18 protein-coding genes are annotated in these 23,537 nt (G+C 66.5%); 4 read left to right on the top strand and 14 right to left on the bottom strand.

The genetic code is table 11. The features are described 5' to 3' along the window. Window positions 1-68 precede the first annotated feature (68 nt). The 4 genes from ACNFIA_RS24560 to puuE form a co-directional block, all read right to left on the bottom strand. Window positions 69-1,406 carry a urate hydroxylase PuuD gene (locus tag ACNFIA_RS24560; RefSeq protein WP_416789487.1) on the bottom strand — a complete coding sequence of 446 codons (1,338 nt, stop codon included), beginning with the start codon at window positions 1,404-1,406 and terminating at the stop codon, window positions 69-71. Between the two features lie 200 nt (window positions 1,407-1,606). Continuing rightward, a complete protein-coding gene (locus ACNFIA_RS24555) occupies window positions 1,607-2,107 on the bottom strand; it encodes an ureidoglycolate lyase (RefSeq protein WP_254475879.1) in 501 nt (166 codons plus the stop codon). A gap of 68 nt (window positions 2,108-2,175) precedes the next feature. Next, window positions 2,176-2,691 (bottom strand): 2-oxo-4-hydroxy-4-carboxy-5-ureidoimidazoline decarboxylase, encoded by a 516-nt coding sequence (gene uraD / locus ACNFIA_RS24550; RefSeq protein WP_416789482.1) that lies wholly within the window; start codon window positions 2,689-2,691, stop codon window positions 2,176-2,178. Further along, a complete protein-coding gene (puuE, locus tag ACNFIA_RS24545; protein ID WP_416789478.1) occupies window positions 2,688-3,623 on the bottom strand; it encodes an allantoinase PuuE in 936 nt (311 codons plus the stop codon). The genes uraD and puuE overlap by 4 nt, the downstream gene beginning before the upstream one ends. A 410-nt stretch (window positions 3,624-4,033) precedes the next feature. Here puuE and uraH point away from each other — a divergent pair, with 410 nt between their 5' ends. Both uraH and ACNFIA_RS24535 read left to right on the top strand, forming a co-directional pair. Then, window positions 4,034-4,387 carry a hydroxyisourate hydrolase gene (gene uraH, locus ACNFIA_RS24540; RefSeq protein WP_259755923.1) on the top strand — a complete coding sequence of 118 codons (354 nt, stop codon included), beginning with the start codon at window positions 4,034-4,036 and terminating at the stop codon, window positions 4,385-4,387. 166 nt (window positions 4,388-4,553) lie between these two features. After that, window positions 4,554-6,368: an ATP-binding protein gene (locus ACNFIA_RS24535; RefSeq protein WP_416789474.1), complete on the top strand. Its 1,815-nt coding sequence runs from the start codon at window positions 4,554-4,556 to the stop codon at window positions 6,366-6,368. A gap of 70 nt (window positions 6,369-6,438) precedes the next feature. Here ACNFIA_RS24535 and ACNFIA_RS24530 read toward each other — a convergent pair whose 3' ends face one another. Further along, window positions 6,439-7,785, bottom strand: a complete 1,347-nt coding sequence (locus ACNFIA_RS24530; protein ID WP_259755921.1) for an NCS2 family permease — start codon at window positions 7,783-7,785, stop codon at window positions 6,439-6,441. A 395-nt stretch (window positions 7,786-8,180) separates the two neighbouring features. On the opposite strand from ACNFIA_RS24530, the gene ACNFIA_RS24525 reads away from it, so the two are divergent. Beyond that, window positions 8,181-8,957 (top strand): GntR family transcriptional regulator, encoded by a 777-nt coding sequence (locus tag ACNFIA_RS24525; protein WP_259755919.1) that lies wholly within the window; start codon window positions 8,181-8,183, stop codon window positions 8,955-8,957. Window positions 8,958-9,323: 366 nt separating this feature from the next. Here the strand turns inward: ACNFIA_RS24525 and ACNFIA_RS24520 are convergent, their stop codons facing one another. The 4 genes from ACNFIA_RS24520 to ACNFIA_RS24505 form a co-directional block, all read right to left on the bottom strand. After that, window positions 9,324-10,766, bottom strand: a complete 1,443-nt coding sequence (locus ACNFIA_RS24520) for an efflux transporter outer membrane subunit (RefSeq protein ID WP_416789470.1) — start codon at window positions 10,764-10,766, stop codon at window positions 9,324-9,326. Then, window positions 10,763-11,830 (bottom strand): HlyD family secretion protein, encoded by a 1,068-nt coding sequence (locus ACNFIA_RS24515; protein ID WP_416789468.1) that lies wholly within the window; start codon window positions 11,828-11,830, stop codon window positions 10,763-10,765. Before ACNFIA_RS24515 ends, ACNFIA_RS24520 begins: the two co-directional genes overlap by 4 nt. An 11-nt stretch (window positions 11,831-11,841) precedes the next feature. Further along, window positions 11,842-13,422 (bottom strand): MFS transporter, encoded by a 1,581-nt coding sequence (locus ACNFIA_RS24510; protein ID WP_416789464.1) that lies wholly within the window; start codon window positions 13,420-13,422, stop codon window positions 11,842-11,844. A gap of 163 nt (window positions 13,423-13,585) precedes the next feature. After that, entirely contained in the window at window positions 13,586-14,509 is a 924-nt protein-coding gene (locus ACNFIA_RS24505) for a LysR family transcriptional regulator (protein ID WP_259755914.1), read from the bottom strand. Between the two features lie 165 nt (window positions 14,510-14,674). Here ACNFIA_RS24505 and ACNFIA_RS24500 point away from each other — a divergent pair, with 165 nt between their 5' ends. Continuing rightward, complete coding sequence (locus tag ACNFIA_RS24500; protein ID WP_416789461.1) at window positions 14,675-15,097, top strand: universal stress protein; 423 nt, start codon at window positions 14,675-14,677, stop codon at window positions 15,095-15,097. 329 nt (window positions 15,098-15,426) lie between these two features. On the opposite strand, the gene guaD is transcribed toward ACNFIA_RS24500, so the two are convergent. The 5 genes from guaD to ACNFIA_RS24475 form a co-directional block, all read right to left on the bottom strand. Continuing rightward, a complete protein-coding gene (guaD, locus tag ACNFIA_RS24495) occupies window positions 15,427-16,731 on the bottom strand; it encodes a guanine deaminase (protein ID WP_416789458.1) in 1,305 nt (434 codons plus the stop codon). 162 nt (window positions 16,732-16,893) lie between these two features. Continuing rightward, on the bottom strand, window positions 16,894-17,745 hold the full coding sequence (gene xdhC, locus ACNFIA_RS24490) for a xanthine dehydrogenase accessory protein XdhC (protein WP_416789455.1): 852 nt from the start codon (window positions 17,743-17,745) through the stop codon (window positions 16,894-16,896). Between the two features lie 192 nt (window positions 17,746-17,937). Next, window positions 17,938-20,328 (bottom strand): xanthine dehydrogenase molybdopterin binding subunit, encoded by a 2,391-nt coding sequence (gene xdhB / locus ACNFIA_RS24485; protein ID WP_416789452.1) that lies wholly within the window; start codon window positions 20,326-20,328, stop codon window positions 17,938-17,940. Further along, window positions 20,321-21,784: a xanthine dehydrogenase small subunit gene (gene xdhA / locus ACNFIA_RS24480; RefSeq protein ID WP_259755907.1), complete on the bottom strand. Its 1,464-nt coding sequence runs from the start codon at window positions 21,782-21,784 to the stop codon at window positions 20,321-20,323. Before xdhA ends, xdhB begins: the two co-directional genes overlap by 8 nt. 601 nt (window positions 21,785-22,385) lie before the next feature. Next, a complete protein-coding gene (locus tag ACNFIA_RS24475) occupies window positions 22,386-23,522 on the bottom strand; it encodes an alkane 1-monooxygenase (protein WP_416789449.1) in 1,137 nt (378 codons plus the stop codon). Window positions 23,523-23,537: the final 15 nt, after the last annotated feature.

The following is a 23,537-nucleotide window of genomic DNA, read 5'->3' as shown; positions in this document are numbered from 1 at the left end:
GATCCGGTATCGCACGGGCATAAAAAAACCGCACCCGAAGGTGCGGTTTTTCTGGCCGTGCCGCAGGCTCAATTAACCTGGGCGCCCTTGGCGATCCAGTCGCCGATGAGCTTGCGCTCATCCGGGGTCATCTGCGTGATGTTGCCCAGCGGCATAACCTGCGAGGCCACGGCCTGCGCCTGGATGCGCGGGGCGAGCTGCTGGATCTGCTGCGGGGTGTCGAACATCACGCCGGCCGGCGCGGTGCTGAACAGGTTGCTGGTCGGTTTGGCCGAGTGGCACACGGCGCAGCGTTCCTGGATGACGTGGTGGACCTTGTCGAAGCCTTCACCCGAACCCGCGGCGGACGCCTGGGCCGGGGCGGCCTGCGCCTGCTGCGCGGCGGCGGCCTTGGCGGCTTCCTCGTCCTTGACGCGCTCGGCCGGGGTCTTGCCGCCGATGGCGGTTTCCGGCAGCGGCTGGTACTCGACCTTCTGAGCCTGCGCGGTGCTGGAGGAGGCGTCGCTGCTCGGCCAGTTCGGGCCGGTGACGAAGGCCAGGGCGATCATGCCGACGGCGCCGGCGGGCAGGGCCCAGGCCATGCCGTTGCCTTCGTGACGGGTGTTGAAGTAGTGACGCACGATCACCGCCAGCGCCGCGATGCACGCCAGGATCAGCCAGTTGTAGTGGCTGCCGTAGGTGCTCGGGAAGTGGTTGCTGATCATGATGAACAGCACCGGCAGGGTGAAGTAGTTGTTGTGGCGCGAACGCAGCAGGCCCTTGGCCGGCAGCACCGGGTCGGGCTCGCGGTTTTCCTCGATGGCCTTCACCAGCGCACGCTGGGCCGGCATGATCACGCGGAATACGTTGCCCACCATGATGGTGCCGATGATGGCGCCCACGTGCAGGTACGCACCGCGACCGCTGAACACCTGGCTGAGCAGGTAGGCGGCGAGGACCAGCAGGCCGAACAGGATGGCGCCGAGCAGGGCAGGGGTCTTGCCCAGCGGGGAGTCGCACAGCGTGCTGTAGACGAACCAGCCGGCGATCAGCGAGCCGATGCCGATGGCCACGGCGGCCGCCGGTGCCAGGTCGCTGCCCGGGGCGATCAGGTACAGGGTCGGGTTCAGGTAGAACACGATGGTCAGCAGGCAGACACCCGACAGCCAGGTCGAGTAGGCCTCCCATTTGAACCAGTGCAGGTTGTCCGGCATTTTCGGCGGGGCGAGCTTGTACTTCTCCAGGTGGTAGATACCGCCACCGTGGATCGCCCAGAGGTCACCGGAAAGCCCCTCGCGCGGGTTGACGCGGTTGAGGTTGTTTTCCAGCCAGACGAAGTAGAACGAGGCGCCGATCCACGCGATACCCACGATCATATGGATCCAGCGGACCAGCAGGTTCAGCCATTCGATGAGATGTGCTTCCACAGTTTTTTACCTCTTGCCCGGACTTTGCCGTCGCAATGCGCGGGCCTCTCTTATTAGTTCAGTTTCCACCTGCGCGTGTCTTCGTGGTGATGCTGCTGCGTTGAAAGCCGGCTCGGATGCTCATTTACAAGCGTAAACTGCGCTTGCCTCGCCGCCTTTCGCCTTGCCTCATCGTCACTCGACGACGCTCAGTAGGAACCTCATTGGGGGTCGAGGAGGAGCTGTTCGTCCTCGGTGAAGAAATGCTCGTCGCAGTTGTTGCCAGAACCGCTGCGATCGACCACCAGGAAGTCATCCCGCTTTTCGATCGTCAGCACCGGGTGGTGCCAAACGCCGCGGTGGTAATTGACGCCCTGCTTGCCGTTGGACAGGAAAGCGCGGACGAGGCCCGATACAGGTACATCGCCAAGTGGCGCGACCACGATCAGAAAGGGGTTGCCGAGCAGCGGTATGAACGCCTGGCTGCCCTGCGGATGGCGTTCCAGCATGCGGATGCGCAAGGGCATCTCCAGGGACTCGGCGCTGAAGATGCTGATGATCGCCTTGTCATCGGGCTGCGCCGTTTCGACGGTGGCGAGCTTGTGATAACGGCGGGTGGAGCCGTTGTTGATCATGAAGAAGTCGCTGCCTTCGGTCTCGATGACATCACCGAACGGTGCGAAGGCTTCCTTGGTCAACGGCTCGATCTTCAGGGTACGCATGGCTGGTCTTCTTATATCGTTGTTCGCTTGGGTCCCCTTCGTGGAGAAGGGAGTGGAGGTCCGCTCGCTCAGAGCTGCTGCAGGCGGAACATCGCGATCTTGTTGATCTCCGCCAGGGCGGTCTGGAACTCCTGCTCCGGCGTGTTGTGGATGCGTTCTTCGAACGCCGCCAGGATCTGGTGGCGGTTGCTGCCCTTCACCGCCTTGATGAAGGGGAAGCCGAACTTGGCCTTGTAGGCGTCGTTGAGCTGGGTGAAGCGGGCGAACTCCTCGGCGGTGCAGTCCTGGATGCCGGCGCCGGCCTGTTCGGCGGTGCTGGAGGCCGTCAGCTCGCCACGCACCGCGGCCTTGCCGGCGAGGTCCGGGTGCGCGTTGATCAGCGCCAGCTGGGCTTCGCGGCTGGCGGACAGGAGGATGTCAGCCATGCGCTGCTGCAGCCGCTCGATGTCGTTCAGGCTGTCGTCGACGCCCAGGTCATAGGCCTTCTCGGCGACCCACGGCGAGTGCTCGTAGATGTCGGCGAAGGCGGCGACGAAAGCGGCGCGGTCGAGGCTGGCCGGGGTCAGGGTCTGGAAGCGGCTCATGCCTTGTTCTCCTGCGCTTTGAACGGGTGGTGCTCGTACCAGTGACGGGCGATGTCGACGCGGCGGGTGATCCACACCTTCTCGTGACCTTTAACGTACTGAATGAAACGCTCCAGCGAGGCCATACGCGCCGGACGGCCCAGCAGGCGGCAGTGCATGCCGATGGACAGCATCTTCGGCGCGCCCTCGGTGCCCTCGGCGTAGAGCACGTCGAAGGCGTCCTTGAGGTATTCGAAGAAGTCGTCGCCCTTGTTGAAGCCCTGCACCTGGGTGAAGCGCATGTCGTTGGTGTCCAGGGTGTAGGGGATCACCAGGTGCGGCTTCTCGGCGGTGCTGGCCGGGTCCCAGTAGGGCAGGTCGTCGTCGTAGGTGTCGGAGTCGTAGAGGAAGTTGCCGTCCTCGCGGACGATGCGGCGGGTATTGGGGCCCAGGCGGCCGGTGTACCAGCCCTGCGGACGCTGGCCGGTCAGCTCGGTGAGGATGCGCACGGCCTCGAGCATGTGCTCGCGCTCCTGCGCTTCGTCCATGTACTGGTAGTCGATCCAGCGGTAGCCGTGGCTGCAGATCTCGTGGCCGTCGGCGACCATCTGGCGGATCGCTTCGGGGTGGCGCTGGGCGGCCATGGCCACGGCGAACACGGTCAGCGGCAGGTCGTACTTCTTGAACAGCTTGAGCAGGCGCCACACGCCAGCGCGGCTGCCGTATTCGTACAGCGACTCCATGCACATGTTGCGCTCGCCCTTGAGCGGCTGCGCGGCCACCATCTCGGAGAGGAAGGCTTCGGATTCGGCGTCGCCATGGAGGATGTTGCGCTCGCCGCCTTCTTCGTAGTTGAGGACGAAGGACAGGGCGATGCGGGCATCGTTGGGCCAGTGCGGGTGGGGGATGTTGTTGCCGTAACCGATCAGGTCGCGTGGGTAATCAGCGCTCACTGCAGTGTTCCTTCTTGTGGTTGGCGGTCGGCGCCGGGTCGGTGGACTGTGCGCTGCCGTTGATGGGTGCATTGTATACAAAATGTCAGGCAGTCTGTAAATACAATCCGCGCAACGGTCGTTTCATTCCGTTCGTCAGCGCTCGACGGGCTGCGGATGCCCGATATCTCCAGCATCCATGCCTTGTGGCGGGCCTTTTTGCGCCATCGGGTAGCCTCGGAGCGAGGCGGGCGGCAGAGGCTTTTTGCAGAGCTGAATCAGTTTTTTGTATACAATCGTCCGTGCTGCTGGGTATATTCGCAGACACCAAACGCATCCGCGGGCGGCCTCGATGGCCGCCCGCCCATTCGTATCAACAAGACAGAGGAGGAAGGTGTCGGCCGGCTCCGCCGCAGGACACCGTTAAGCCCATGGGACGCCTGACCACCCACGTACTGGATTCCGCCCACGGTTGCCCCGGCCACGGCATCACCGTCGAGCTGTACCGCGTCGAAGGCCAGCAGCTGGAGCTGATCGCCACCCGCGTGACCAATGACGACGGCCGCTGCGACGAGCCGCTGCTGCAGGGCGACGACTTCCGCGCCGGCGTCTACCAGCTGCTGTTCAACGCTGGCGACTACTACCGCGCCCGTGGCGTCGAGCTGCCCCAGCCGGCGTTCCTCGACCAGGTCGTGCTGCGCTTCGGCATCGCCTCGGAAAGCGACCACTACCACGTGCCGCTGCTGATCTCCCCCTACAGCTATTCCACCTATCGCGGCAGCTAGTCCCCGCCCATAGGTTCTTCCCGGACTCTTCGTGGAGTCTTCCTCGGCCCGCCCACACTGCGGGCTTTTTTTTGCCCGTCGTTCAGGGAAATGCGTAGGAATCACAGGCGAGAAGGGTGGAATTGGGCTAGAAGGAGTGAGGGAAAAATCCGTTTCGAGGAGTGGTATGAGCAGGATTCTTATCGTCGACGAACAACCGGTCACCCGTCACGCCTTGCGGCTGATGATGGAGGCGGACCATCACGAGGTGGTCGGCGAAGCGGACAACGGCCCCGATGCGTTGCAGCAGGTACGCGCCTGCAAGCCGGACCTGATGATCCTCGAACTGTCCATTCCCCGCCTGGGTGGCCTGGAGGTGTTGCAGCGCCTGGTGGCCCAGGATTCTCCGGTGAAGGTGCTGGTGCTCACCTCGCAGGATTCGGAATACTTTGCCGGCCGCTGCCTGGCCGCCGGCGCCGCCGGGTTCGTCAGCAAGCAGGAGAACCCCCAGGCCGTGCGCGAGGCCGTCCGCGCCATCACCCAGGGGCATAGCTATTTTCCCAGTCACGCGCTGGGCAGTGTCGCGGCGGCCGAGGAGGTTGGGCATGGCGAGCTGCTGCGTGGCTTGTCGGTGCGCGAGCTGTCGGTGCTGCAGTTGTTGGCGCGCGGCCTGAGCAACATCGCCATCGCCGATCAACTGGCGATCAGCGACAAGACCGTGAGCACCTACAAGGTGCGCCTGATGCAGAAGCTGCGGGCCAAGTCGCTGGTGGAGCTGGTGGACATCGGCCGGCGCCACGGGCTGGTCGAGGGCGGGGTGAAGGAGGAGCACGAGGAGCCGGCCCCGGCATTCGATGCCGAGCAATCCCGCGAGCTGGGCCTGCTGCGCAAGGTGATCGATGCCATCCCGCATCCCATCACCATTCGCGACCTGCAGGCGCGGCTGGTGTACGGCAACCGCTCCGCCCTGGAGATGCTCGGCCTGCCGCTCGAAGAGGTCGTCGGCAAATACACCAACGACCTGCTGCTGCCCAATCACCATGAAGTGGAGTACCTGCGCGAGCGTTTCCTCGAGCGGGTCAGCAAGGGCGAGGCGTACGAAGACGACCTGGAGTTCATGTCCAACAAGGGGCGCATGGTCATTCGCCACTGGACCCATCCCTACACGGACGAGCAGGGCACGCTGATCGGCGCCATCTCCGGTTCGGTGGATATCACCGACCGCGACGAGCTGCTGCGCTCGCTGCGCGGGGCCAATGCCCGGGTGCAGAGCGTGAGTCGCAGCAAGAGCCAGTTCCTGGCCGGCATCGCCTCGGAGTTGCAGGGGCCGATTCAGTCGATGGTCGCGATGATCGACCTGGCGCTCAACCAGTCCGAGCAGAAGTCCCGCCAGGAACCGCTGCAGGTTGCGCGCTCGGTCGCCGACAACCTGCTCGCCCTGCTGGATGACGTGCAGTCCCTGGGCCGCGCGGAGTCCGGCCGTCTGGTGCTGGCGCAGGAGGCGGTCGACCTGGCGGCGCTGGTCAAGGAACAGGTCGTCGCCATCCAGGAGCGCGCCCAGGCGAAGGGCCTGCGGCTGGACACGGACTTCGACCAGGCCTGGCAGACGCTGGTCTGGGCCGACCCGACGCGCCTGCGGCAGATCCTCAGCAACCTGTTGAGCAACGCCCTCAAGTTCACCGATCACGGCGGCATCCTGGTCCGGTTGATCGCGCGCGGGCGCAGCGAGGGCATCGTCGACGTGCAACTGGAAGTCATCGATACCGGCATCGGCATCGAAGCCGATGAGCGCCAGCGCGTCTTCGAGCCGTTCTCCCAGCACATCGACAGCGAGCTGATCCTGCGGGGCGGCACCGGGCTCGGCCTGGCGCTGAGCAAGAGCCTGGTGGAGATGATGGACGGGCGGATCGAGGTGCTCGGCGAGCCGGGCAGCGGCACCGAGGTGCGGGTGACGCTGACCTTCACCACCGCCGAGAACTGGTCGTCCGCGCCGGAGTCCTGAGGCGCGGCGCCGTGCGCACCAGCGAAACGAACGAGCCCCGGCCTGTGCCGGGGCTCGTTCGTTGATGGCTTTAAAGGAAGATGAACTTGGCGACGAAGATCGCGCACAGCGCGTACAGGCTGACGGTCACGTCCTTGTGGCGGCCGGTGAAGACCTTCATCGCCACGTAGGTCACGAAGCCCAGGGCGATGCCATCGGCGACCGAGAAGGTCAGCGGCATCATGATCACCGTGACGATGGCCGGGATGGTCTCGGTGTGCTCGTCCCAGTCGATGTGGGCCATGCCGCCCATCATCAGCATGGCGACGTAGATCAGCGCGCCCGCGGTGGCGTAGGCGGGGATCATGCCGGCCAGCGGGGCGAAGAACATCGCCGCGACGAACAGCACGCCCACGGTGACGGCGGTCAGCCCGGTACGCCCACCGGCGGCGACGCCCGCGGCGCTTTCCACGTAGCTGGTCACCGGCGGCACGCCGAGCACCGCGCCGAAGGCGCTGGAGGTGCTGTCGGCCTTCATCGCCTTGGACAGGTTCTCGATGCGGCCGTCCTCGCGCACCAGGTGCGCGCGCTGGGCGACACCCATCAGGGTGCCGGCGGTGTCGAACATGTGCACGAAGAGGAAGGCCAGGATCACGCTGATCATGGTCACGTTGAACGCGCCGGCGATGTCCATGGCCAGGAAGGTCGGCGCCAGGCTCGGCGGCATGGAGAACACGCCGCCGAACTTGACGATGCCCAGTGCGATGCCGGCCACGGTGACGGTGAGGATGCTGATCAGGATGCCGCCGAACACGCGGCGGTATTCCAGGACGGCGATCATCAGGAAGCAGACGGCGGCGAGCAGCGGGCCGGGGCTGGTCAGGTCGCCCAGGTGGACCAGGGTGGCGGGGCTGGCGACCACGATGCCGGCGGTCTTCAGGCCGATCAAGCCGAGGAACAGGCCGACGCCGGCGCCCATGGCGAAGCGCAGGCTGACCGGGATGCTGTTGAGCAGCCATTCGCGCACGCGCGAGAAGGTCAGGATCATGAAGGCGATGCCGGAGATGAATACCGCGCCCAGCGCGATCTCCCAGCTGTAGTTCATGGTCTTGACCACGGTGTAGGTGAAGAAGGCGTTGAGGCCCATGCCCGGCGCCAGGCCCACCGGCCAGTTGGCGTACAGGCCCATCAGGAAGCAGCCCAGCGCTGCGGCGAGGCACGTGGCGACGAAGGCGGCGCCGTGGTCGATGCCGGCATCCGCCATGATGTTGGGGTTGACGAAGATGATGTACGCCATGGTGATGAAGGTCGTGAGACCCGCGGCGAGCTCGGTCTTCACGGTCGTGCCATGCTGGCTGAGCTTGAACACGCGTTCGAGCAGGCCGGTGGCGGGGGGGCTGGTTGCAAAGGCTTGTTGTTCTTGTTTGGTGCTTTCCACAGCGGTACTCCTCAACGCTCTTGTTGTTGGTCTCTCGCCGTCGGCTGGTTCACCTGCGTCCCTTGCGCTAACGGAAAGAGTTGTGAGGGTGTGAATGTTGACCTTTGGGTCAGGAAGTCACGCCGCGATTATGCAGTTGTGTACAAAAACTTCAAATAATGTTTCGTGCCCTGCTGAAAGATTTTTACAAGCAAAGCATCGGAATGGTCGCAGGCTGATGGTCGCCATGTTCCTTCGCTGCGCGGCATTGGCGCCGATGGCGAGTCGCGCGCGACGGCTGCACGATAGTGGCCACTTTGTGTACACTGTGCCCCATGCCTGGCCCGCGGCCAGCTCCACCCAAGCCCCCACGGATTTCGCGCCGGTTCCCACCGGCTGAGCAGGGTTCGACTCCGATGACCGACCAGTTGCAACAGATCAGGAAGCAGCCGCGCAATGGCAAGACCCGCAGCGGCACGCAGGACGAGATCGTCTACGCGCACATCTTCGACGCCATCCTCGAGCAGCGCCTGGCGCCCGGCACCAAGCTGAGCGAAGAAGCCCTCGGCGAAATCTTCGGCGTCAGCCGCACCATCATCCGTCGTGCCCTGTCGCGCCTGGCCCACGAGCAGGTCGTGCTGCTGCGCCCGAACCGTGGCGCGGTGGTCGCCAGCCCGAGCATCGACGAAGCGCGGCAGATTCTCTTCGCCCGCCGCACCGTCGAGCGCGCCATCACCGAGCTGGCCGTGGACAACGCCAGCGGCGATGCCCTGGCCGAACTGCGCGACATGGTGAAGCAGGAACAGTCCAGTTTTGCCCGTGGCGACCGTGGCGCCGGCATCCGCCTCTCCGGGGAGTTCCACCTCAAGCTCGCCGAAATGGCGAAGAATGCGCCGCTGGTGAGCTTCCAGCGCAGCCTGGTATCGCAGACCTCGCTGATCATCGCCCAGTATGAAAGTGGCGGACGCTCGCACTGCTCGTTCGACGAGCACAACGAGATCCTCGACGCCATCGAGAAGGGCGACAAGGAAAAGGCCGTGACCCTGATGATGCACCACATGGCGCACATCGACGACAAGCTGAACCTGGACGTGGACGGCGCCTCCGGCGACCTGCACGCGGTGTTCTCGCACCTGCTGGCCGGCAAGAAGAAGCCGCGCCGCAGCAAGGCCGACGCCGACTCCGCGGCCTGATCGCCGAGCTGGAAAAAAGCCCCGCAGTGCGGGGCTTTTTTGTGGTTGCACGGGTAGCGCTTTGCAGGGCAGCGCAGGAAGCCCTGGCCCTTGGCCGCCGACGCGCCGCACCTCGGGTTCCGGTGGGACGTGGGTTCGCGAGCAAGCTCGCTCCTACAGGGTGGTGCCAGCTGAGACTCCCGCGTGTGCCGCGTTGCTCTTCGTAGGAGCGAGCTTGCTCGCGAACCGAGGCCGCGCCGCTCTGGAAGCGAGCCTGATCTGCAAACGCCCGCATCGCGCCTGACGCCATCGCGGACGGAGTCCGCTCCTACAGCCGAACGACGTGTAGGAGCGGGCCATGCCCGCGATCGCGCCCAGAGGGCGCTCCTACAGGTTCTGCGCGGTTTCCCGATCTTGCTGCCAGCCCCCGCCGAGCGACCGGTAGAGCAGCACCAGCGTGGTCGCCACGGCCTCGCGGCCGCGCACCTGCTGTTCCTCGGTGGCGAGCAGTTCGCGCTGGGCGCTGAGCACGTTGAGAAAATCCACGGCGCCGGCCTTGTATTGCTCGCGGGCGTTGGCCAGGGCGGTGCGGCCGTGTTCGGCGGCGGTATCGAGGCTTGCCAGGCGACGCTGGTCGGCGGCGTAGTCGGTGAGCGCGTCGTCCACCTCGCGCCAGGCGTTGAGTACGGTGCGGCGGTAGGCGAGGGCTGCCTCCTGCTGCTGCGCCTCGCGCAGGGCCAGCATGCCCTTCAGCCGGCCACCCTCGAAGATCGGCAGCGACAGGCTCGGGCCGATGCCGAAGGTGCGGCTGTTCCAGTCGCCGAAGTTCGACAGTTGCAGCGCCTGGAAGCCGAGGTTGCCGTTCAGGCTGATGCGCGGGTAGAAGTCCGCCTTGGCCACACCGATGCTGGCGGTGGCGGCGTGCAGCGCCGCTTCGGCGCGGCGGATGTCCGGGCGGCGCTGGGCCAGCTCCGAGGGCAGGCCGACCGGCACGCCGCGGGGCGGTTGGGGCACCGGTCCGGCCTGGGCCAGTTCGGCTTGCAGCGCGCCAGGCGCTTCGCCGAGCAGGTAGCCCAGGGCGTTGATCAGTCGTGCCTGGCGCTTCTGGCTATCGGGCAGGCGCGCCTCGATGCTGGCGACCTGGGTCAGGGCCTCGGCCACGTCCAGTTCAGTGGCCACGCCATCGGCGCGGCGCAGGCGGGTCAATTCCAGGCTGCGCCGGGCGATCTCCAGATTGCCGCGGATGATCGCTTCCAGGTCCTGTTCGGCGCGCAGTTGCAGGTAGTTGCGCGCGGTCTCGGCGAGTACCGACACCAGCACGTCGCGGCGGCTTTCCTCGCTCACGCGGACGTTGGCGTCGGCCGCCTCCAGTTCGCGGCGCACGCGGCCCCAGAAGTCCAGTTCCCAGGACAGCTCGACGCCGCCGTCGAGCTGGTTGAAGCTGTCCTTGCCCGCCTTGCCGGACGGGTCGTTCAGGCCGACCTGGCTGTTGCGCTTGCGCTGGTAGCCCAGGTCCGCGCCGACGTTGGGTACGGCATCGCCGCCCAGCGCCTGGCGGATCGCCCGGCTCTGCTGCAGGCGCGCGTCGGCTTCGCGCAGGTCCAGGTTGGCGGCCGCGACGCGGCGTTGCAGGTCGTCGAGCTGCGCATCGCCCAGCAGCGTCCACCACTGCGCCTCCAGCGGCGCGTTGAGCGTGCGGCTTGGCGCGTCGCCGCGCTGGGCGGACCAGTCCACCGCGTCGGCATCCTGCGGGCGCTGGAAGTCCGGACCGACGCTGCAGGCGCCCAGCGCCAGCAAGGCAAGCAGCAGCGGAGTGCGGGCGGCGGTCATTGCGCGGCCACCGTCTGCGGGGCCTCGGCGTGGGTGCCGGTGTCGATGCGGGCGATGACCGACATGCCCACGCGCAATTTGTCGCGCAGCGGCTGGTCGGCGTCGAGGACAATCTTCACCGGGATGCGCTGGACGATCTTGGTGAAGTTGCCGGTGGCGTTGTCCGGGGCGATGGGTGCGAAGCTCAGGCCGGTGGCGGGGGCGATGCTGTCGACGTGGCCGTGCAGCGTCTCGCCGGGGAAGGTATCGATGCTGATCGCCACGCGCTGTCCGAGTTGCACGTCGGTCAGCTGGGTTTCCTGGAAGTTGCCGACCACGTAGGCATCCTGCAGCGGCACCACCGCGAGCAGCGCGGTGCCCGGCGTGGTGTAGGCGCCAACGCGTACGGCGCGGCGGCCGACCATGCCGTCGAAGGGCGCGCGGATCTCGGTGTAGGACAGGTTCAGCTGCGCCTGCTGCAACTGCGCCTGGCCGCGCTTGAGGGCGCCGAGGGCCTCGGCCTGCTGGGCCAGCAGCACGTCGAGCTGCTTGCGGGCAGCCAGCGCGGCGGCTTTGTCCTTGTCCAGCACGGCCTTCGCCGAGTCCACGCGCGAGCGTGCCTGCTGGGCATTCTGCAGCGTGCCGGCGCCCTGGGTGGCGAGGTGTTGGTAGCGGTTCAGTTCCTGCGTGGCGAAGGTCAGCGCCGCCTGGTCGGCCTGCACCTGGGCGGCGCTCTGGGCGATCACCGCCTGCTGGCGTTCGAGGTCGGCGGCGACGTGGTGGTGACGCGCCTGCGCGGCCAGTACGTCGGCTTCGGCGGCTTCCAGCGCGGCGCGATAGTCGCGGGCATCGATGCGCGCCAGGACCTGCCCCGCCTTCACCGGCTGGTTGTCCTCCACCAGCACCTGCTCGATGAAGCCGGCGACTTTCGGCGCCACCAGGGTGAAGTCGGCGTGGACGTAGGCATCGTCGGTGCTCTGCTCGCGGCTGGGGCCCAGCAGGCGCAGCAGCAGGTAGACGACGAGGGCGAGAAGCAGCACGGCGACCAGGGCCAGACTGCCGCGACGGGAGCTCAGTTTCGACATGGGCAGACCTTTCATTGATGAGGAATGACAGGCCGCGGCGGATAGACCCGCAGCGGCATCAGGGGAATCAGCACGAGCAGCGCGGCGGCCAGCCAGGACATCGCCAGCAGCGTGTCGGCAGCGGCGAGCACGCCGGCCTGGCCGCGCACCTGGCCGGCCAGGCGGCCGACGTTCTCGGCGCCGCCCAGTTGTTCCAGGCGCAGGCCGAGGGCTTGCGGGGCGTTGCCCAGGTGATCGACCAGGCGGTTGGAGTGGTAGTGCTGGCGACAGGTCATGAGGATCGACACCACGGCGCTGCCGAGCACTGCTGAGAAGCCGCGCACGCTGTTGAACCAGGCCGAGGCGAACGGCCCTTCGATGGGCGCGACCACGCTGGTGGCGGACATCAGCAGCGGCACGATGGCCATCGGCTGCCCGACGATCTGCAGCGCCAGCAGCCAATAGAAGTTCTCCCGCGTCCACTCGCTGGTCAGCTGGCTCATGCCGAACGCCGACAGGCCGCACAGGCTGATGCCGATGGCCAGCACCCAGCGGCAATCCACCCGCGGGATGTTGCACAGCGCGGCCACCAGCGGCAGCGAGACCAACTGTGGCAGCGCCACCAGCAGCGCCATCGGTGCCGACTGCAACGGGCGATAGCCGTGGGCCGAGGCCAGGTAGGACGCCGGCACGCCCGCGCAGGCGCCGAGCACCACCAGCACGCCGGCCAGGGTGATCAGCGCGTGGGTGAAGTTGCGCCGCTTGAGGATGTCCAGGCGGTAGAAGGGCAGCGGGTGCGTCCATTCGTTGATGAAGAAGCCCACCAGCAGCCCGGCGCCGCCGAGCACCAGCACGGTGATCAGGTCGGACTCGAACCAGTCCAGGCGCTCACCCTGCAGCAGGCCGATCACCAGCATCAGGATGCCCGGCAGGCCGAGGGCGAGGCCCGGGTAATCGAACTGCTTCAGGCGTTCCAGACGCAGCGGGTCCTGCGGGATGCCCCAGGCGACGGCGGCCAGTGCCACCGTGCAGAGCGGGATGACCTGCCAGAACACCCACTGCCAGCCGACGAACTCGGTCCACAGCGCCGCCAGCGGCATGCCCAGGTTGGGCGCGAAAGTGGCGGTCAGCGCGTAGGCGCCCAGGCCATAGAGCTTGATGCCCGGCGGCAGGAAGCGCAGCGCCACGGTCATCAGCATCGGTGGCATGCAGCCGCCGGCGAAGCCCTGCAACAGGCGCAGCAGGTACAGCGTCTCGACGTTCGGGGCGAAGGGGCAGAGCAGTGCGAGCAGGGCGAAGCAGGCGATGGCGCCGAGGGTGAAGCGGCGCAGCGAGACGGTGACCGAGAACCACGGCGCGAACGCCATGGCCGCTACCTGCGCCGCCGAATACAGGGCGAGCAGCCAGGTGCCCTCGTCGTGGCCGATGGACAACGCGCCGCGCACGTCGGTCATGGCCAGGTCCGTGACCTTTTCGTTGAGGCCGGCGCTCAGGGAGGCCAGCAGCACGCCGAGCATGCCGACCACGATGCGCAAGCCGAAGGGCTGCGCTGCGGGGGCTGCGGGCTTGGCCGCTGGTGGCTGGGTGGTGGAAAGCGGGGCGAGCGCGGTCATGGCCGGCCTCCACGGGGGTGGCCGCTGCCGCCGCCGGTGGGCGGTGCTGTGCAAGGCATAGGAATCAACTCGGGTATTTGCGACCGAGTCTAGGGAAGGGCGATAGCTGTGAAAATTGAAATGATTGCAGCTAATCAGTGCGTCTAACGCACTTAATGTGCACTCAACTCAGCAAGCCGGACGTCTCGCGCAGCTCGATGCAGACGCGCTTCACCGTCTGCCGCAGCCAGCTGTGCGCCGGGTCATTGTCGAAGCGCGGGTGCCAGGCCTGGATGATCACCACCGATTTGAGCGGCAGCGGAATATCGAACTGGCGCAGGGCGAAGCCCAGGCGGTCGAGGCGCCACAGCGAATGCTCGGGGATCGGCAGCACCAGGTCGGATTCCAGCAGGGCGAAGATCGAGGAGTGGAACGTCGGTGCGGTGAGGCGGATTTCCCGTTGCAGGCCGAGGTTGGCCAGCTCTTCGTCGATCGGCCCGCGGGATTTCCCGCGCCGCGACACGCTGATCTGCGGGAAGGAGGCAAAGCGCTGGGCGGTGATCTCGTCGTCGAAGATGGGGTGGTCGCGCCGCGCCAGGCCGACGAAGTTGGTGGTGAACAGCGTCTGCGTGCGGATCTCCGGCTCCAGCGTCGAAGCGCCGCCGATGTAGAGGTCGATGCGGTTCTGCCGCAGGGCTTCGTCGTCGAAGTCCGCCTCCGGGGCGATGCGCAGGCTGCAGCGTGGCGCCTCGTCCTTCATCACCGCGAGCATGCGCGACGCGAAGCCGCCGACCAGCACGTTGTTGGAGCGCAGCACGAAACAGCGTTCGAGCTGGTCCATGCGCAGGTTTTCCTTGGCGTTGAACAGGCGCGTGGCGTGTTCTACCAGGTCGCTGACTTCCTCGCGCAGTTGCAGCGCGCGGGGCGTGGGCACCAGGTTACGCCCAGCGCGAACCATGATCGGGTCGCCCACCGCCTCGCGGATGCGCGACAGGGTGCGGCTCATCGCTGGCGCGCTGAGGTGCATGCGCCGGGCGGCGCCGACCACGCTGCCTTCTTCCAGCAGGATATTGAGGGCGACCAGCAGGTTGAGATCGGGCAGGGCCATGGTGACTCCAGAACGGTAGGCGCGATGCGGATCATGTTCCCTGGCGAAGGGCCGAATGGGCAAGCGTGCGTTTCATGCAATGGTCCATTACGCCCAGCGTGCCTTTACGCTCCGCGCCCGGGCCCGAAGAATGGCGGCGGATTTCGCTTTACGAAGGAGAGACGCATGTTCAAACGGATTCTGCTGGCCATCGACGGCGCGGCGCAGTCGCCCCGCATCATCGCGACCGCCCGCGAGCTGGCACGTTGCAATGGGGCGCAGGTGCACGTGGTCTGCGCCGTGGACCGTGCTTTCGCCATGCCCCGTCAGGATGCGCTGGAGTACCCGCCGGCGGAGCAGGAGCAGCACGAGGCGCAGGGCCTGGTGGATAGCGCCGTGGCGCAGTTGCAGCCCTGCCAGGCGTCGGGCACGGTGGTGGCGGGCGATCCGGCGCGGGCCATTCTGCGTGAGGCGGAGCGCTTGGAGTGCGACCTGATCGTGATCGGCCATCGGCACCTGGGGCGCATCGAGCGGTTGCTGGACCCATCGGTGGGGCAGCGGGTGATCGAGCGCGCGCCGTGCCCGGTGCTGGTGGAGGTGCGGGAGTAGGGCGACTGTTTGCGGATGGGTGCCGTGCGGTTCGCGAGCAAGCTCGCTCCTACAGGCCCGCACCGACGCGCTCTTCGTAGGAGCGAGCTTGCTCGCGAACCGCGGACGGCGCCAACAATCGGCTGGAGCCGATCGCGGACGGAGTCCGCTCCTACGTATGTCGGGGGCTGTGGAGCTCCCTGTAGGAGCGGGCCATGCCCGCGACCGCGCGCAGGGCCCCGTCCTACAAGGGAGGATTCACGCGGGAATGTCGCGCGAAGCACGAAAGAAAAGCGGCCCCGGCGCCGGGTTGGTCCTGAGCGAGGACCCGGCGCCGGAGCCGTAAGGGGTCAGCCGCGGCGATGCACGTTGCGGCCGTGCGCGAAGGTCTCCTTCACGGTGCGGTCGTCGCCGAGGATGACCAGTGCGAAGAGTTTCTCCTCCAGGGTCTTCGCCTGCTGCAGGCGGTAGTCCAGGAGCGGGGTGGCCTTGTAGTCGAGCACCACGAAGTCGGCTTCGTTGCCCTGGGCGAAGCTGCCGACCTTGTCCTCCAGCTCCAGCGCGCGGGCGCCGCCGAGGGTGGCCAGGTACAGCGACTTGAACGGGTCGAGCTTGATGCCCTGCAGCTGCATCACCTTGTAGGCCTCGTTCAACGACTGCAGCTGGGAGAAGCTGGTGCCGGCGCCGACGTCGGTGCCCAGGCCGACCTTGACCTTGTGCTTTTCCAGCTTGGCCAGGTCGAACAGGCCGCTGCCCAGGAACAGGTTGGAGGTCGGGCAGAAGGCCACTGCCGAGCCGGTTTCCGCCAGGCGCTGGCACTCGCCGTCGCACAGGTGCACGCCGTGGGCGAACACCGAGCGCGGGCCGAGCAGGCCGTGGTGGTCGTAGACGTCCAGGTAGCCCTTGCGCTCCGGGAACAGCTCCTTGACCCACTCGATTTCCTTGAGGTTTTCCGACAGGTGCGTGTGCAGGTACACGCCCGGGTGCTCCTTGAGCAGGCGGCCGGCGGCGTCCAGCTGTTCCGGGGTGCTTGTCGGAGCGAAGCGCGGCGTCACCGCGTAGAGCAGGCGGCCCTTGCCGTGCCAGCGCTCGATCAGCGCCTTGCTGTCGGTGTAGCTGCTTTCGGCGGTGTCGGTCAGGTAGTCCGGCGCGTTGCGGTCCATCATCACCTTGCCGGCGATCAGGCGCAGGTCGAGCTTCTGCGCGGCGCCGAACAGCGCGTCCACCGACTGCGGGTGCACGGTGCCGAACACCAGCGCAGTGGTGGTGCCGGCGCGCAGCAGTTCCTTGAGGAAGATGCCGGCGACGTCGGCGGCATGCGCCGGGTCGGCGAACTGCTTCTCGGTGGGGAAGGTGTAGGTGTTCAGCCAGTCCAGCAGCTGCTCGCCGTAGGAGGCGATCATGCCGGTCTGCGGGTAGTGGATGTGGGTGTCAATGAAGCCGGGGGTGATCAGCGCATCGCGATACTCCACCACGTCCACGCCGCCCAGGTGCGGCAGCAGGTCGGCAGCGTGGCCGAGGCGGGCGACCTTGCCGTCTTCCACCAGCAGGATGCCGTCCTCAAAGTATTGGTAGGACTTCTCCACGCCGACTTCGGCGGGGTCGGCGACGCTGTGCAGGATGCTGGCGCGGTAGGCTTTGGCTTGAGTGCTCATCAATGTCTCGCAAATCGGAATTAGCGCGTCTTCGGACGCTATTCGATGGGTATCGCTTCGCTCGCGGAGCGCCGTCCTACCCATCCTACAAAAAGCGGGTCATGGTTCCGTAGGATGGGTGGAGCGAAGCGATACCCATCACAAGGCCAGACACGTTGGAAATCAGGTGCCGCCATCGGCCGTGCGTGCGCGGCGGCTCGTGGGTAACAGTCTGGCCACGGTGTTCTCGCCCTGGCTCGCCTGCTGACCGAAGGTGGCGTTGTAGGTGGCGATCACCTCGCCGGCGATGGACACGGCGATCTCCACCGGCAGCTTGCCCTTCACCTCGCTGATGCCCATGGGGCAGCGCATGCGCTGCACGGTGTCGGCAGCGAAGCCACGGTCGCGCAGGCGGTGTTCGAACTTGGCGCGCTTGGTGTCCGAGCCGATCAGGCCGAAGTAGGCGAAGTCGTTGCGCGCCAGGATTTTCGCGGTCAGCTCCAGGTCCAGCGCGTGGTTGTGGGTCATGACGATGAAGTAGCTGCCGGCGGGCATCTCGTCGATCTCGTCGATGACGTCCTCGTTGATCACGCGGGTCACGCCCTCGGGAATGCTGTCCGGGAACTCGGCCTCGCGCGAGTCGATCCAGCGCACCTTGCACGGCAGGCTGGCGAGCAGCGGCACCAGGGCGCGGCCGACGTGGCCGGCGCCGAACACGGCGATGTGCGCCTGGGGCTGGCCCATGGGCTCGAACAGCAGCACGGTGGCGCCACCGCAGCACTGGCCCAGGCTGGCGCCGAGGCTGAAGCGCTCCAGCTTGGGTTCACGCTCGCGGGCGAGGAGCATCTCGCGGGCAATGGCCATGGCCTTGAATTCGAGATGGCCGCCGCCGATGGTGTCGTACGCCTTGTCCGCGCTGACCACCATCTTCGAGCCGGCATTGCGCGGGGTCGAGCCGCGTTCTTCGATGATGGTCACCAGCACGCTGGCTTCGGCGCGCTGTTGCAGGTCGGCGAGGGCACTGATCCAGTTCATGGCTTCAACCTCTGGGGTGGAGCTCTTCGGAGGAGCGAGCTTGCTCGCGAACGAGTTTCCCGGCAGCTCTGTGGCTGGGCGGTTCGCGAGCAAGCTCGCTCCTACAGTTGGGAGTTAGGGTGGGGCGCCGCTGGCCCGGGGGAGGACGGGATTGGGGACGTCTTCCCGTGCCGGCGGCACCCCATGGTCACATCACGCCGGCTCGACCTGAGCCGGTGCCCTCTCTGCCTGGGCGGCCTTCAGTTTGCGCATCTGCTCCACGCCCCAGAGTACGCGCTCCGGGGTGGCCGGGGCGTCGATCTGCGGCTGGGCGCGGTAGTCGGCCAGGCTCGCCACGGCGTCCTTGATCGCGCAGAACACCGAGATGCCCAGCATGAACGGCGGCTCGCCGACGGCCTTGGAGTGGAACACCGTCTGCTCCGGGTTCTTGCGGTTCTCCACCAGCTTCACTCGCAGGTCGAGGGGCATGTCGGCGATGGCCGGGATCTTGTAGCTTGCCGGGCCGTTGGTCATCAGCTTGCCCTTGGCGTTCCAGACCAGCTCTTCCATGGTCAGCCAGCCCATGCCCTGGACGAAGCCGCCTTCCACCTGGCCGATGTCGATGGCCGGGTTCAGCGAGGCGCCGACGTCGTGGAGGATGTCGCTGCGCAGCATCCTGTACTCGCCGGTGAGGGTGTCGACGATCACTTCCGAGCAGGACACGCCATAGGCGAAGTAGTAGAACGGCCGGCCGCGGGCCTGACTGCGGTCGTAGTAGATCTTCGGCGTGCGGTAGAAGCCGGTGGAGGACAGCGACACCTGGCCGAAATAGGCCTGCTGCACCAGTTCCTCGAAGGGCACGATCAGATCGCGCACGCGCACCTGGTTGTTGCGGAACTCGACGTCTTCCTCGGTCACCTTCCAGTGCCTGGCAGCGAATTCCACCAGGCGCTGCTTGAGGGTTTCGGCGGCGTTCTGCGCGGCCTTGCCGTTCAGGTCGGCGCCGGAAGAGGCGGCAGTCGGCGAGGTGTTGGGCACCTTGTCGGTGTTGGTCGCGGTGATCTGCACGCGGTCGATGTCGACCTGGAAGACTTCGGCCACCACTTGGGCGACCTTGGTGTTCAGGCCCTGGCCCATCTCGGTGCCGCCGTGGTTCAGGTGGATGCTGCCGTCGGTGTAGATGTGGATCAGCGCGCCGGCCTGGTTGAGGAAGGTGGCGGTGAAGCTGATGCCGAATTTCACCGGGGTCAGCGCCAGGCCTTTCTTCAGCACCGGGCTGCTGGCGTTGAAGGCGCGGATCTCGGCGCGGCGCTTGGCGTATTCGGCGCTGGCTTCCAGTTCCTCGGTCATCTCCTGCAGCAGGTTGTGCTCCACCTGCTGGTAGTAGTGGGTGACGTTGCGCTCGTGCTTGCCGTAGTAGTTGCGCTTGCGCACCTCTAGCGGGTCCTTGCCCAGGTGGCGCGCGACCGCGTCCATGATCTCCTCGATGGCGACCATGCCCTGCGGGCCGCCGAAGCCGCGGTAGGCGGTGTTCGAGGCGGTGTTGGTCTTGCAGCGGTGACCGTTCACCGTGGCGTTGCCGAGGAAGTAGGCGTTGTCGGAGTGGAACATCGCGCGGTCGACGATGGAGCCGGAGAGGTCCGGCGAGTAGCCGCAGTTGCCGGCCAGGTCGATGTGGATGCCGTGCAGCAGGCCGTCGTCGTCGAAGCCCACGTCGTATTCGACGTAGAAGGGATGGCGCTTGCCGGTCATCTGCATGTCTTCGACGCGCGGCAGGCGCATCTTCGCCGGCCGGCCGGTGAGGCGCGCGATCACTGCGCACAGGCAGGCCGGCGCGGCCGCCTGGGTTTCCTTGCCGCCGAAGCCGCCGCCCATGCGGCGCATGTCGATGACCACCTTGTTGAAGGAGATGCCCAGCACCTCGGCGACCAGCTTCTGCACTTCGGTGGGGTTCTGCGTCGAGGTGTAGACGATCACGCCGCCGTCTTCGGTGGGCATCACCGAGGAGATCTGCGTCTCCAGGTAGAAGTGCTCCTGGCCGCCGATGTGCAGGGTGCCCTGGATACGGTTCGGCGCGGTCGCGAGCATGCCTTGCGAGTCGCCGATCTTGTGCTGGTGGCTGTCGAGCACGAAGTGCTTCTTGCGCAGCGCCTCGACCACGTCGAGCACCGGCTCCAGGTCCTCGTACTCGATGATCGCGGCCATGGCGGCCTTGCGCGCGGTTTCCAGGCTGTCGGCGGCCACCGCGATGACCATCTGGCCGACGTACTCGACCTTGCCATCGGCCAGCAGCGGGTCGCCGGCGACCACCGGGCCGATGTCCAGCTGGCCGGGGACGTCATCCTTGGTGATGGCGATGGCGACGCCGGGGAACTGGTAGCAGGGGCTGACGTCCAGCCTGGTGATGCGCGCGTGGGCGCGGTCGCTCATGCGGGCGTAGACGTGCAGCTGGTTGGGGAACTCCAGGCGGTCATCGATGTAGATCGCCTCGCCGCTGACGTGCTTGGGGGCGCTCTCGTGCTTGACGCTGCGGCCGACGCCGGTGGTGAGGTCGGCGCGGAACAGGGCGGCGAGTTCTTCCTGGCTTTTCTGGGGCTTATGCATAGTGGGTCACCCGGGTCACGGCCTGAGGGGCTTCCAGTTCCAGGAAGCACTTGCGCAGCAGGTTCTGCGCGGTGAGCAGGCGGTATTCCTTGCTCGCACGGAAGTCGGTGAGCGGGGCGAAGTCCTCGCTCAGAGCCAGTGCGGCGCGTTCGAAGGTAGCGCTGTTGAAGGTCTGGCCCAGCAGCGCGGCTTCGCAGGCCTTGGCGCGTTTCGGGATGGCAGCCATGCCTCCGAATCCGGTGCGCACGGCGGTGATCTTGCAGTTGTCGACCGTCAGGCTGAAGGCGGCGCAGACGGCGGAGATGTCGTCGTCCAGGCGCTTGGAGACCTTGTAGGCGCGGAATGCCTGGTTGGCCTGCGGGCGCGGGATGATGACCTGCTCGATGAATTCGCCTTCCTGGCGCGCGGTGACCTTGTAGTCAATGAAGTACTCGTCGATGGGCAGCTCGCGGCGCTCGTTGCCCTTGCGCAGCACCAGGCGCGCGCCGAGGGCGATCAGCAGCGGCGGCGAGTCGCCGATGGGGGAGGCGTTGCCGATGTTGCCGCCCAGGGTGCCCTGGTTGCGAATCTGCAGCGAGGCGAAGCGGTGCAGCAGTTCGCCGAAGTCCGGGTAGTCGCGGGCCAGGGTTTCGTAACAGTCGGTCAGTGGCGTCGCGGCGCCGATCTCGATGCGGTCGTCGAAGACCTCGACGCGCTTCATGGCCTCGACGTGGCCGACGTAGATCATCACCGGCAGCTCGCGGTGGAACTGGGTGACTTCCAGCGCAAGGTCCGTACCGCCGGCCAGCAGGCGCGCCTGCGGGTTGGCGGTGTAGAGGTCCGCCAGGTCGGCGATGGTCAGCGGCAGCAGGCAGCGCTTGTCGCCGCTGTTCAGCTCGGCCGTCTCGCGCGGGGCGATGGCCTTGAGCTGGGCGATGATCTCGGGCTGGGCGATGTCGAACTGGTCCGGCTGCTTCTGGCAGCAGGATTGCTCGGCGGCGTCGAGGATCGGGCGGTAGCCGGTGCAGCGGCACAGGTTGCCGGCCAGCGCTTCATGGGCCTCGGCCTTGCGCGCTGCGGCGGTTTCGCCTGCGCTGTTCTTCTGCAGGGCGAACAGCGACATGACGAAGCCGGGCGTGCAGAAACCGCACTGCGAGCCGTGGCAGTCGACCATGGCCTGCTGCACGCCGTGGAGTTCGCCGCGGTGCTTCAGGTCATCGACGCTGATCAGCTGCTTGCCGTGCAGCGAGGAGACGAAGGTCAGGCAGGCGTTGAGGGTGCGGTAGCGGATGCGCTCGGCGCCTTCTTCGCCGACCAGTTCACCGACGACCACCGTGCAGGCGCCGCAGTCACCGGAGGCGCAACCCTCCTTGGTGCCGGTCTTGCCCAGGTGCTGGCGCAGGTAATTGAGCACGGTGAGATTGGGATCGAGGCGGTCTTCGACACGCAGCTCGCGATTGAGCAGGAACCTGATCAAGGCTTGCCTCCAGGCTGGTTCTTGTTTTTGGTAGGGCACTGAATGGCGAATCTATGGAAAGCTGACTTTTGAGTCAATAAAATTTCTGTCCCAATGGTCAGAAATTTCTTCGACGGATGATGAGTGGCGTGTTTGGGTTTTATGTAGGAGCGGCCCAGGCGCGCGATCGCGGGCATGGCCAGCTCCTACCAGAGGGCAATAGGAGCTGGCCGTAGGATGGGTGAAGCCTGGGCGATACCCATGCGGTGACCGGGCGAGGCGTGATGGGTATCGCTGCGCTCCACACCATCCTACGAAGAGCAGAGGCGTAGGGCCTACAACCCGTTCCGGGTTATGCGCCGTACGTCCAGCAACGGCGCGCTTTTGAAGGAGCGAGCTTGCTCGCGAACAGCCGTGGCTGCCGGTGGGCGCGGTGCGAGTCGGGCATGCCGATGCGCCCCCTCTCCCTTTGGGAGAGGGTTGGGGTGAGGGTGGTACTGGGTAGAAGAGCTTCGCGAGTAAGCTCGCTCCTACCAAAAGCCAAAAGCCAAAAGCCAAAAGCCAAAAGAAAAAAGGCGGCAAGCCGGGTTAGGGCCTGCCGCCAAGGCGTGGAACTCTTGGATCAGGCCCGCTGGGTCGCGCTCAGCTGGTACTCCTCGCCGGCGTAGTAGGCGCGCACCCGGCGGTCCATCACCGCGCGCCAGAGCGGCGGGAACAGCGCGAGGACGATCATCCCGGCATAGCCGTTGGGCAGCTGCGGGCTCTCGTCGAAGTGGCGCAGCACCTGGTAGCGGCGCTTGGCGTTGGCGTGGTGGTCGGAATGGCGCTGCAGGTGGAACAGGAACAGGTTGGTCAGCAGGAAGTTGCTGTTCCAGGAGTGCTCGTGGGTGGTCCGCTCGTAGCGCCCGGTGTCCAGGCGGCGGCGGTGCAGGCCGTAATGCTCGACGTAATTGACGATCTCCAGCAGGGTGAAGGCCATCACCGACTGGCCGATGAAATACAGCGCGCCGATCCAGCCGAAGGCGAGCGTGAAACCGACCAGGAACAGCGCGCTGATCGCGTACCACCAGATCAGCTCGTTGCGCCAGTGCAGCGCCGGCAGGTCCTTGCGCTTGAGGCGCTCGCTCTCCAGCTTCCAGGCATTGAGGAAGTTGTGCTTGTAGGCGTGGGGCAGGAAGGCGTACAGGCTCTGGCCGTAGCGCGAAGAGGAGGCGTCTTCGGGCGTGGACACATGCACATGGTGGCCGCGCACGTGCTCGACCTTGAAGCCCGCGTAGCACACCGCCGCCAGCAGCAAGCCGCCGGCGTTCTGCTCCAGTTGCGGGTCCTTGTGGATCAGCTCGTGGGAGACGGTGATGCCGATGGCGCCCATCACCGTGCCGACCGAGAGGATCCAGCCCAGCTGGCCGACCCAGTTCCAGGCGTCATAGGTGGCCAGCACCCAGCCGCCGTAGACCAGCATGCCCAGCAGCAGCGGCACGGTCAGCAGGCTGAGGAAGCGGTAGTAGCCTTCGCGCTCCATGGGCGCCACTTCCGTCACCTCGTCGGGGTTCGCCGGGTCGCGGCCGACCACGAAGTCCAGCAGCGGGATGACGCCGAACACCACGCTGATCACCAGCCAGGCCCAGGCGTTGGGATGGTCGCTGCCGTAGGACCACCAGTAGCTGACCGGAATGCCGAAGACGGGAACCAGCCAGATCCAGTAGCCGGCTTTCTTGAGACGCAACATCCAGGCAGGGGAAAGGAACAAGGCGAACATGGACGACTCCCGAGA

This window comes from Pseudomonas sp. NY15437, assembly GCF_048068435.1.
Classification (GTDB): domain Bacteria; phylum Pseudomonadota; class Gammaproteobacteria; order Pseudomonadales; family Pseudomonadaceae; genus Pseudomonas; species Pseudomonas nitroreducens_B.
This window is presented reverse-complemented; position numbering and strand designations above follow the sequence as displayed.

Bases quoted from the DNA above. Each gene is read 5' to 3' on its own strand.
- ACNFIA_RS24555 (WP_254475879.1), bottom strand. From the start codon at position 2,107: ATGCGTACCCTGAAGATCGAGCCGTTGACCAAGGAAGCCTTCGCACCG.
- uraD (WP_416789482.1), bottom strand. From the start codon at position 2,691: ATGAGCCGCTTCCAGACCCTGACCCCGGCCAGCCTCGACCGCGCCGCT.
- uraH (WP_259755923.1), top strand. From the start codon at position 4,034: ATGGGACGCCTGACCACCCACGTACTGGATTCCGCCCACGGTTGCCCC.
- ACNFIA_RS24535 (WP_416789474.1), top strand. From the start codon at position 4,554: ATGAGCAGGATTCTTATCGTCGACGAACAACCGGTCACCCGTCACGCC.
- ACNFIA_RS24525 (WP_259755919.1), top strand. From the start codon at position 8,181: ATGACCGACCAGTTGCAACAGATCAGGAAGCAGCCGCGCAATGGCAAG.
- ACNFIA_RS24520 (WP_416789470.1), bottom strand. From the start codon at position 10,766: ATGACCGCCGCCCGCACTCCGCTGCTGCTTGCCTTGCTGGCGCTGGGC.
- ACNFIA_RS24515 (WP_416789468.1), bottom strand. From the start codon at position 11,830: ATGTCGAAACTGAGCTCCCGTCGCGGCAGTCTGGCCCTGGTCGCCGTG.
- ACNFIA_RS24510 (WP_416789464.1), bottom strand. From the start codon at position 13,422: ATGACCGCGCTCGCCCCGCTTTCCACCACCCAGCCACCAGCGGCCAAG.
- ACNFIA_RS24505 (WP_259755914.1), bottom strand. From the start codon at position 14,509: ATGGCCCTGCCCGATCTCAACCTGCTGGTCGCCCTCAATATCCTGCTG.
- ACNFIA_RS24500 (WP_416789461.1), top strand. From the start codon at position 14,675: ATGTTCAAACGGATTCTGCTGGCCATCGACGGCGCGGCGCAGTCGCCC.
- guaD (WP_416789458.1), bottom strand. From the start codon at position 16,731: ATGAGCACTCAAGCCAAAGCCTACCGCGCCAGCATCCTGCACAGCGTC.
- xdhC (WP_416789455.1), bottom strand. From the start codon at position 17,745: ATGAACTGGATCAGTGCCCTCGCCGACCTGCAACAGCGCGCCGAAGCC.
- xdhB (WP_416789452.1), bottom strand. From the start codon at position 20,328: ATGCATAAGCCCCAGAAAAGCCAGGAAGAACTCGCCGCCCTGTTCCGC.
- ACNFIA_RS24475 (WP_416789449.1), bottom strand. From the start codon at position 23,522: ATGTTCGCCTTGTTCCTTTCCCCTGCCTGGATGTTGCGTCTCAAGAAA.